Origin of the sequence: Chromatium okenii (assembly GCF_016583745.1) — a bacterium.
GTDB lineage: Bacteria > Pseudomonadota > Gammaproteobacteria > Chromatiales > Chromatiaceae > Chromatium > Chromatium okenii.
Genome location: NZ_NRRQ01000030.1, coordinates 25,021 through 31,369, shown reverse-complemented (window position 1 = coordinate 31,369; position 6,349 = coordinate 25,021). Strand labels below are relative to the sequence as shown.

Here is a 6,349-nt window from a genome sequence, read left to right as displayed (position 1 = left end):
GTTCCCAGCGTTGCAGGGTTTTGACGGAAATGCCGAGTAACGCGGCGGCTTTGCCTGTGCTGATTGTGTTTTCCATGTGGCTATAATGCACTAAAATGCACTTTATGCAATACTAGAGTTTAGCTCCCAATTGGTGATGCCGCGCCGCGCCAAAATGTGCGAATCCGTATGTCCGGTCAGGCTCACGCGGTTGGGCACATTGTTAATCATCGCCGCCAGCTCTTTGAGAATTTCAACCGTATAACTTTTCAATTGCGCACTGCCGGAATCAAACATCGACCGATTTTCTTTATCCACAATCTGAATGCGCAATCCTTCCGAAGTGACGTCAATTAACAACTGCTCTTTATACGGTTGCAGCGTGGCGCTTTGTTCCACCGCCTCTTCCAATTCCTCTTTTAATTGCTCCAACCGCGCTTGATCGAGCGCCATTGCCGCTGCGTCAACCTGCTCGGCATCCAATACCGACTGTTGCGCTTCTGGAGCCATATCAATCGCGCCATCAAATGAAATCAACGACGGACTGGCACCTGAACCTTCACCCTGTGCTTGCGATGGTGCGGTGCTGGCACCTTCAAATGCTGAGGGATTGTTGAAATAGGTTGAAATAGCGGCTTTTTGTTCCTTGGTCGTCGAGGCCATGATCCAAAGCAACATGAAAAACGCCATCATCGCGGTCGCAAAATCAGCAAAAGCAATTTTCCACGCGCCGCCGTGATGGCCACCGCTCTTGAAAATCTTTTTGATGATAATCGGTTGTTTGCTGTTATCAATGGCCATGTCGGAGGTGCTCGCTTACGCGCCGCTGCCGCGCAGATGTTTTTCCAGATCGCCGAAGCTGGGACGGAAATCCGAACCCATCGTTTTGCGCCCAAACTCAACCGCGACTTGCGGACTGTAGCCCTGCACATTGGCGAGAATGCACGCCTTCAAACAACTCAAAAAGCGCGTTTCCTCCGCCGCGTAACGTTCCATCACGGTAGAAATCGGGCTGACAAAACCATAAGCGATGAGAATACCGCTGAGGGTACCGACCAGTGCTGCTGCTACCAATGTGCCGAGTTCGCTCATCGGTCCGCCGAGTGCTGCCATCGTGTGGACGATACCGAGCACGGCGGCCACGATACCGAACGCGGGTAAACCATCACCGACGCGCTGCACCGCATGAGCGGCCGCTTCTGATTCGTGATGATGGGTGTTGATTTCAATATCCATCAAATTATCTAATTCAAACGGATTCATATTGCCGCTAACAACTAAGCGCATGTAATCCGAAATAAATTCAGTGGCATGATGATCTTTTAATAAGCGCGGGTATTTTTGGAATAAGGAACTGTTGGCAGGTTCTTCAATATCACCTTCAATCCCCATCAAGCCCTCTTTACGCGCTTTGGTAAACAGGTCATACATAAATCCCAACGCATCGAGATAATCTGCTTTTTTGTATTTAGAACCAGTGATTAAAGCGGGAATACTTTTGAGCGATGCCATCACGACACTCATCGGATTTGCAATAATAAATCCACCGAGCGCCGCTCCTAAAATAATCACTAATTCAAACGGCTGCCAAAGTGCGGCAATGTGACCGCCCCCAGCAGCAAAACCACCGAGTACGGATGCGAAAACGATAATTGAGCCAAGGATCAGATTCACGGGTTTGTGTCCTCAGAAGCATGTTGGCAACTCAGCGGCTGGCTAATGAAGTGCTCACCAGCGCCGGTAGTGACGAATCATAGCCTAACCCGCAGTTTTGGGGCACCTTCTATGTGACAGGAATCACACTTTCAGGCAACCTAATGACATCATTTAACGGGGAGAAATCACTGTGCATTCAAACTGGTTAGACGCGCTAACCGCGCAGGCAACACCGGAGGAACTCCCGATTTTGGCGTGGACGCGCCGTGATTTTGCCGCGCTGTTGGCAGATGACCTCGCTCCGTTGCGCAAAATCGCTTCATCAGTCATGGCTGATCCGGCACTGGCGCTGCGGGTGTTGCAACGCGCCAACGCGGTTCCCCATCGTCATTTCACCGCCGAAGTCGCCATGTTGGAAGATGCCGTCCACATGCTCGGCACCCAAACTGTGCTGCATTTGGAAGCCGCCGCCCCCGTCGCCGATGCGATATTGGCACCGGCACGCTTGGCGTCTTATCAACGCTGTGCCGGTCGCGCCGTACTGGCGGCATTTTTGGCGCACGATTGGGCGGAGATCGACCGCGACCGGCTGCCGGCGGAAGTGAGTTTGGCGGCGCTGCTCAATCACCTCGGCGAGCTGTTTTTACTCGCGCACGGCGATCCGCGCATCAATCGGTATCTGGAATTGGTGGAGATCAATCATCTGCTGCCGCACGAGGCTGAATATCTCTCGCTGGGCGAAAGTTTGGAGGAGCTGGGCTATCAACTGGCGCAACAGTGGCAATTGCCGGCGATGGTGCGGGAGGCGATGCGCGCCAGAAACGCGCAATTTCCGCGCACGCTGTGCGTGATGCTGGCGACGCAGGTGGCTTGCCATGCGTTTTCCGGTTGGCAGCGTCCGACGCAGATGACGGATTTACGCTTGACGGCAGAATTGCTGGCGCTGGAGCTGCCGGAACTGGCACGGCGCATCAATGCGGTGTTGGTGGCATTTAATGACTCTGCCGCAAAATACGCACTGAAGCCGTTGAAATTATTGCCGCTTGATGGCAACACCGAATTGCCAACGTCGTGGGCGGTCGCCTTTTGTCTGGCTCCGCGTGCCGACGAAATCGCCACCTGCCGGGCGGCATGGCACCCCGACGCGCCCGCATTGACGCAGGATGAAGTGTTGACGTTGTTGGTGCGCACGCTGCATCACGGTTTGGGGCTCAATCGCGTGGTGTTTGCGCGGTATCACCCGCGTTTGCGCACCCTGAGCGCCGAGTATTTAGTCGGCACCGATTTTGAACCGCTGTTCAATCAGTTTCGGGTGACGGTTGAGGACGACAGCTTAATGAGTGAACTGTTAGCGATGCCCACTGCGCTCTGGCTCAACGCGGACAACAGCGCCACGCTGGCACCGCGTTTACCGCCGGGGCTGTTGGAACTCACCGGCATTGACCAGTGTTTTTTTGCTTCAATGTGGATCGGCACGCAGGTGATCGGCATCGTGTACGCCGACCGCCGCAGCCGCAGTTGTCAGCTTGATGCCCGCAGTTACGCCACTTTCAGCCACTTGGTGAGCGCGGCAGGCGCGGCGCTGGCGCGTTAAACGGCACCGGCTACCCGGCGCGAGTGGTTTTATTCCGCCTCGCGCCCGGTGGTGCGACGTTGAGTAGTCATCAACGCAAATCCCACCGCGTCGATGACCTCATCTTGGATTTGGCGCAATTCCGCATCCGTTAAATGTGACGCAAAATCAACGCCGTGCCGCATATAACGGGGCGGCAAATAATTCAGCGCCACACACGCCAAATCATCGACATAATCCGCATCGAACTCCGTGCCGTCGGGGAGTAACAGCTCGTGCAGTCGCTCTAAAACGAGGCGTTCATAGTAATTGGTGATCGTTGAAAGCATTGCCGGGGCACCATCTCGCCGCTAAATATCCGCTTCCGCAACCGCAAAAATGCCCGCTGCGTTGCGAAAATAGTTTTTATAATCAAGCCCGTAGCCGTAAAGATAGCGATCTGGCACCACCACTCCGACCACGTCTGCTTGGCACTGATGCGGGCGTTGTTTTTCCACCAACACTGCCGACATCACACTCGCCGCTCCATCTTCGTGACAGGCTTGCACCACCTGATCCAGCGTGATGCCCTCATCCAAAATGTCATCTAACACCAAAATATGCTCGCCGCGAATCGCCGCGCTGGGGCGATGTTGCCACGCCAACGCGCCGCCCCGCGTCGCGCCCTGATAACGGCTGGCGTGGAGGTAATCGACGCGCAATTGGAAATTGAGCCGGGGCAACAGCAGCCCGGCGGCAATCACTGCGCCAGTCATCACGCACAGCACCAGCGGGTCTTTGCCCGCCAAGTGCGCAGTCAAGGTCGCCGCCATCTGATCTAACGCGGTTTCCATTTCGGCAGCAGTCACCAAACAATCGGCGCGAGCAGCGACAGCGGCGTATTGTGAAGAACTCATCTTCATTGATATTTAATCTCCAAAACTGATTCAGTTGTTTAGAACAGATTATTTTGAAAACGGCGCAGTTAAAATGTTGCTATCTCATGTTATGACATTCGTTTAACAACGATTTAATGAGTCGTTTGTTTTACCACTGCGCCACACATCAGTTTCAAACAATTACATGCCTTGCTCGCGGCGATAAGAACGCATGGCTTGTTCCGCTTTATTGACCTGCCGATCGCTGCACTTTGGCAATGCCTCGGTGCGCCGTCCGCGTTGGTTATAATAAACGACGCAGTTATTTTTAAAGATCACTTCGCCTTCACCATTGCTGCCCATCATAATTTCTGGAGGTTGCTCATTACTACCGCCGCGAGCGTATTCATTGTCACGTCCGCTGTTACGCTTATCGCGGAAATAAGCATCAGCAGCTTTATCAGCGCGGCGACGGTCATCTGAACTGCAACTGCTGCCGCGATTGCGCAACTCGCCATTGCGGTCATATAGCACGGTGCAACCGCCGGGCATCCGCACTTCCACTTCACCGGAGCGACGCGGCGCGACTTCGGGGGTGCCGCCATCAGAGCGCGAGCTGCGCTGGGAATGGCGGCGATTGCTATTGCTGTAATCAACAGCAACGATGCGCCGGTTTTTAATGTCACAAGTCCAAGGATATTTATCGCCGTCAATTTTGGTATTGCCGGTAACGCGATAATTTTTATCGCCGGATAATTGGACGGCGTGAGCGTCGCGCAGATCAGTCAAATCGTAATCGCTGCGGAGCCGCATTTCGCAATCGCGGATAGCATCTTTCGCGTCATACGCCAAGACGGTACCGGGCACTGCGAGTGCCAAGGTGAGCAAGAAAGTCGTTGAAACGCGGTGGCGCTGATGCTGCATAATCGTTTCTCTTCTAAATTTAATAAAGATAAAGCCGGTTGAGCGGGAAAAATCAGCGGGACGTCGTGAATACTAGATGATTAACAGGCGCGGCTCCGTTTATTCGCAGATGCCATGTATGCCGTGTTTGCCGGTGTAGGAAACCAAAATTGAGCCATCTGGATTGATAGCGATTGATAAAGTAACGCCTGCACCAGTAGCTTCATAATAATTGGCGTTGATTTTATTCAGCTTGGTTTCTTTGCCATTGATATAAATAGCACCACCTTTGTCTGCATGAACGTCTAAATTGCCGGGGCAAGAAACATTGAAATGTGGGATACCAGCACGAGCAGTACCGGTAATGACAAAAAGGGCAGCAACGCACAGTTGTTTAAGCATGAATAAAACCCGCAGAGTTGGCATTTGTTATTACCCGTCTAAATCAGGAAAGCCTTTGGGTTTTTGATAAGACCAAGAGTTTGTATCAAACGGGAAAACCCAAGTTTTTGCTGGCATCTGTTTTCCCTTCTTTTTACCTTCAAGCCGTACTTTAAGTGGAAACATCGTTTCCTCGATTTTTGAGCTGTCAATCTCAAGCGTCCCTTCAATGAGAGTGACTCGACAAGATTTATCTTCTTCGTCGCATTTTCCTGAATCATCATACCCAAATGGAACAGTTATTTCGCTAATTTCTTTACCATGCGGTAACAAAATTGAATACCAAGACGTTGTGACGCCATATCCAGTATATCCGCTTTCAGTAATCCAGCCCCAATGATCGTTCGCACCAAATTTAACCAATGACCACTTTTCTGGTGCTGCGCCATAAGACCCCATTGGGATGAGGGGATTTCCTGCTAAAACACGCACTTTATCGCTTAATTGAAGCACCAATGCGCCCACCATTCCACTATTAACATGCGCACTTTCTAGTTCGCCTTCGCTATCATAACACTGCCCAACTAACAATAAATAAAGCCGTGCTTCTGTGGAGGTATTCAAGCGATCTTGACGCTTGACTTGTAAGCAACAATAACCACCTTCTAAATTGGCGTGCGCTCGCCAACACGCATTTTTTTGATCATACCCTTCATACACCTGCGCCAATACTGAATCAACAATAGGATCAGCAGATACAACGTTAAACAATAATAGCCAGCTAATTAAAATGCCAAAAGTGCCAGCACGATAAAAGTTATTATTGATCATGTCATATTCCCCATATCATTAAAAAGTCGTTTGATCATATCACTACTGCGTCGACGCTATTCGTTCCACCACAACTGTCAGCGCCGACGCTTGACAAGCCCGCACCTATATTAGAAACTACTGATGTACTGAAGTTTAACCCTTCAGTGCATTCCTCCATTCCTCCTTT

At 51.6% G+C, this 6,349-nt stretch carries 8 protein-coding genes; 1 reads left to right on the top strand and 7 read right to left on the bottom strand.

Annotation, left to right across the window (positions count from 1 at the left end; genetic code table 11):
• Nucleotides 1-102 precede the first annotated feature (102 nt).
• Both CKO12_RS11265 and motA read right to left on the bottom strand, forming a co-directional pair.
• Complete coding sequence (locus CKO12_RS11265) at nt 103-780, bottom strand: flagellar motor protein MotB (RefSeq protein ID WP_200154843.1); 678 nt, start codon at nt 778-780, stop codon at nt 103-105.
• Between the two features lie 15 nt (nt 781-795).
• Nucleotides 796-1,653, bottom strand: a complete 858-nt coding sequence (gene motA, locus CKO12_RS11260; RefSeq protein ID WP_200154842.1) for a flagellar motor stator protein MotA — start codon at nt 1,651-1,653, stop codon at nt 796-798.
• 172 nt (nt 1,654-1,825) lie between these two features.
• Here motA and CKO12_RS11255 point away from each other — a divergent pair, with 172 nt between their 5' ends.
• Nucleotides 1,826-3,229, top strand: coding sequence for an HDOD domain-containing protein (locus CKO12_RS11255; RefSeq protein WP_200154841.1), 1,404 nt, complete (start codon nt 1,826-1,828; stop codon nt 3,227-3,229).
• A 29-nt stretch (nt 3,230-3,258) separates the two neighbouring features.
• Here CKO12_RS11255 and CKO12_RS11250 read toward each other — a convergent pair whose 3' ends face one another.
• From CKO12_RS11250 to CKO12_RS11230, 5 genes are all read right to left on the bottom strand, one after another.
• Entirely contained in the window at nt 3,259-3,537 is a 279-nt protein-coding gene (locus CKO12_RS11250) for a late competence development ComFB family protein (protein WP_200154840.1), read from the bottom strand.
• 21 nt (nt 3,538-3,558) lie between these two features.
• Nucleotides 3,559-4,110: a hypoxanthine-guanine phosphoribosyltransferase gene (locus CKO12_RS11245; protein WP_200154839.1), complete on the bottom strand. Its 552-nt coding sequence runs from the start codon at nt 4,108-4,110 to the stop codon at nt 3,559-3,561.
• A gap of 156 nt (nt 4,111-4,266) precedes the next feature.
• Complete coding sequence (locus CKO12_RS11240) at nt 4,267-4,989, bottom strand: hypothetical protein (RefSeq protein ID WP_200154838.1); 723 nt, start codon at nt 4,987-4,989, stop codon at nt 4,267-4,269.
• Between the two features lie 99 nt (nt 4,990-5,088).
• Nucleotides 5,089-5,370 carry a hypothetical protein gene (locus CKO12_RS11235; RefSeq protein ID WP_242466311.1) on the bottom strand — a complete coding sequence of 94 codons (282 nt, stop codon included), beginning with the start codon at nt 5,368-5,370 and terminating at the stop codon, nt 5,089-5,091.
• Between the two features lie 30 nt (nt 5,371-5,400).
• Nucleotides 5,401-6,180, bottom strand: coding sequence for a hypothetical protein (locus tag CKO12_RS11230; RefSeq protein WP_200154836.1), 780 nt, complete (start codon nt 6,178-6,180; stop codon nt 5,401-5,403).
• Nucleotides 6,181-6,349: the final 169 nt, after the last annotated feature.